This window comes from Allobosea massiliensis, from assembly GCF_042655245.1.
Taxonomy (GTDB): Bacteria; Pseudomonadota; Alphaproteobacteria; order Rhizobiales; family Beijerinckiaceae; genus Allobosea; species Allobosea massiliensis.
The window spans coordinates 27,173-29,411 of record NZ_JBHSLU010000149.1; the positions used below are offsets into that span (position 1 = coordinate 27,173).

Annotated in this window: 1 protein-coding gene and 3 pseudogenes; 3 read left to right on the top strand and 1 reads right to left on the bottom strand. The window is 67.2% G+C overall.

Features of this window, described 5'->3' with window-relative positions:
• A pseudogene (locus tag ACFPN9_RS28695) lies at window positions 1-589 on the bottom strand (IS5 family transposase); the annotation flags it as partial.
• Window positions 590-649: 60 nt separating this feature from the next.
• Here ACFPN9_RS28695 and ACFPN9_RS28700 point away from each other — a divergent pair.
• From ACFPN9_RS28700 to istB, 3 genes and pseudogenes are all read left to right on the top strand, one after another.
• Window positions 650-999 (top strand): annotated as a pseudogene (locus ACFPN9_RS28700) (branched-chain amino acid ABC transporter permease); the annotation flags it as partial.
• Window positions 1,000-1,161: 162 nt separating this feature from the next.
• Entirely contained in the window at window positions 1,162-1,509 is a 348-nt protein-coding gene (locus ACFPN9_RS28705; protein WP_067995671.1) for a Mu transposase domain-containing protein, read from the top strand.
• Window positions 1,509-2,239: pseudogene (istB, locus tag ACFPN9_RS28710) on the top strand (IS21-like element helper ATPase IstB); the annotation flags it as partial. The gene ACFPN9_RS28705 and the pseudogene istB, both read left to right, overlap by 1 nt.

Here is a 2,239-nt window from a genome sequence, read left to right on the forward strand (position 1 = left end):
CGCGACCTGCGGCCTCGGATGCAAGGCTGGATGCCCTTGGCCTGAAGAGCGTCCCTGAACCGGTCGGCGTCGTCGCCGCGGTCGCCGAGCAGCCACTGCGCATTTGGCAGGTCGTCCAGCAGCGCGGCCGCACCGGTGTAGTCGCTGACCTGACCGGCGGTCATGAAGAAGCTCAAGGGGCGACCGTTCGCGTCGGCGACGGCATGGAGCTTGGTGTTCATGCCGCCTTTCGTGCGTCCGATCAGGCGGCCGAGATCCCCCTTTTTACCCGCAGGCGCGATGCCGTGCGGTGCGCCTTCAGGTAGGTCGCGTCGATCATCACCGTTTTGGGTTCGGCGCCCACCGCAGCCAGACCTTCCATGATGCGCGTGAACACGCCTGCCTCACCCCAGCGCTTCCAGCGGTAGTACAGCGTCTTGTGCGGGCCGTACGCGCCAGGAGCATCGCGCCAGCGCAGCCCGTTGCGGTTGACGAACACGATGCCGCTCAGCACCCGCCGGTCATCCACTCGAGGCTTGCCGTGGCTATTCGGAAAGAACGGCCGCAGCCGCTCCACCTGCTCATCCGTTAGCCAAAACAGGTCGCTCATCCCGGTCTCCTCGCGGAGCCTGAATCAGATCGCGACGCTCATATCAATGGGTCCTGACCTAAGAACTGGGGCCTGACGCCGGAGCTCGCGATCCTGTTCGGCACCGCGGTCGGCGCCGTCCTCGGCCTCGTCTTCGGTGCGCTCGCCATCCGCCGCCAGGGCATCTACTTCGCCATATCACGCTGGCGCTGGCGCAGATGGTCTACTTCTTCTCGCTGCAGACGCCGCGCTTCACCGGCGGCGAGGACGGCATCCAGGCGGTGCCGCGCGGCAAGTTCCTGGGCCTCGTCAGCCTCGCCGACGACCGGGCGCTCTATTGGCTGGTGGCGGCGATCTTCCTCGACGGCGTCCTGATGATCTACCGCATCATCCACTCGCCTTTCGGCCAGGTCTTCAAGGCGAAGCGCAACGCCATCGCCGGCCGACGCTTCGGGAGCTGAGCCGCGCTGGAAGCCCATCTCGAAGCGTGGACCCGCGACATCGCCGATATCCGCGTTCACGGCACGACCGGCGAAGCGCCGCGGGATCGCTTCCGGCGCGACGAGGCCCGGGCGCTCAAGCCGCTGAACGGCATGGCCCCGTTCACGACGCATCGCGACCTGGTTCGCAGCGTCGGTGCCGACTGCGCGGTGGCCGTCGACGGCAACGCCTATTCGGTGCCCTGGCGGCTGATCGGGGAGCGGGTGAGGGTCACGGTCGGCAACGCGATTGTGCGCGTTCATCATGGCGGCCGGGAGGTGGCCGTCCATGCCGAGTTGAAGGGGCGTCATGGTCGCGCCGTCGACGATGCCCATCTGGCCGGCCTGGTCGGAACACGGGAACGCCCGGTCCATAGCCTGCCGCCGCGATCCTCATCGCCGCCCGCGGCGCTGTTGCGTCCGCTCGCCGAGTATGAAGCGGTTGCCGGAGGCAGCTTCTGATGGATCAGCACGATCACCTCACCCCGCTGCTGGATCGAACGAAGCTGACAGCGCTGCGCGACCAGCTCGATAGCTTGATCGACGAGGCCGGCCGCCGCGAGCTCACGATCCGGGAAGCGCTGACGCTGTTCTGCGAGCGCGAGGTCTCACGGCGCGACCAGCGCCGGATCGAGATGTCCTTCGGGCTCGCGCGCTTCCCCTATGTACGTGATCTCACCGGCTTCGACTTCGCCGCCCAGCCATCACTCGACAAAGCCCAGACCCGGGAGATCGCGACGGAGCGCTTCATCGCCAATGGCGAGGCGGTTCTGCTCCTGGGTCCGCCTGGCGTCGGCAGACCCATCTGGCCGTCGCCATCGGGCGCGAAGCCATCGTGACCGGCTACTCGGTGCTGTTCACACCGGCGACGACGCTCGTCGCTCAACTGGCCAAGGCCCATGGCGAAGGACGGCTCGAGGCGAGGCTCACGCACTATGCCAAGCCCAAGCTCCTGATCGTCGACGAGCTGGGCTATCTGCCCTTCGAGCCCGACGCAGCGCATCTGTTCTTCCAGCTCGTCAGCCGCCGCTACGAGCGGGGCGCCATGCTGGTGACATCGAACCGGGCCGTCGGCGAATGGGGCTCGGTCTTCGGGGATCCCCTCGTGGCCACGGCCATCCTCGATCGCCTGCTTCACCACAGCCACGTCATTACCATCCGGAGCGACAGTTATCGCCTCCGCGAAAAGCGT

Bases quoted from the DNA above. Each gene is read 5' to 3' on its own strand.
- ACFPN9_RS28705 (WP_067995671.1), top strand. From the start codon at position 1,162: ATGGCCCCGTTCACGACGCATCGCGACCTGGTTCGCAGCGTCGGTGCC.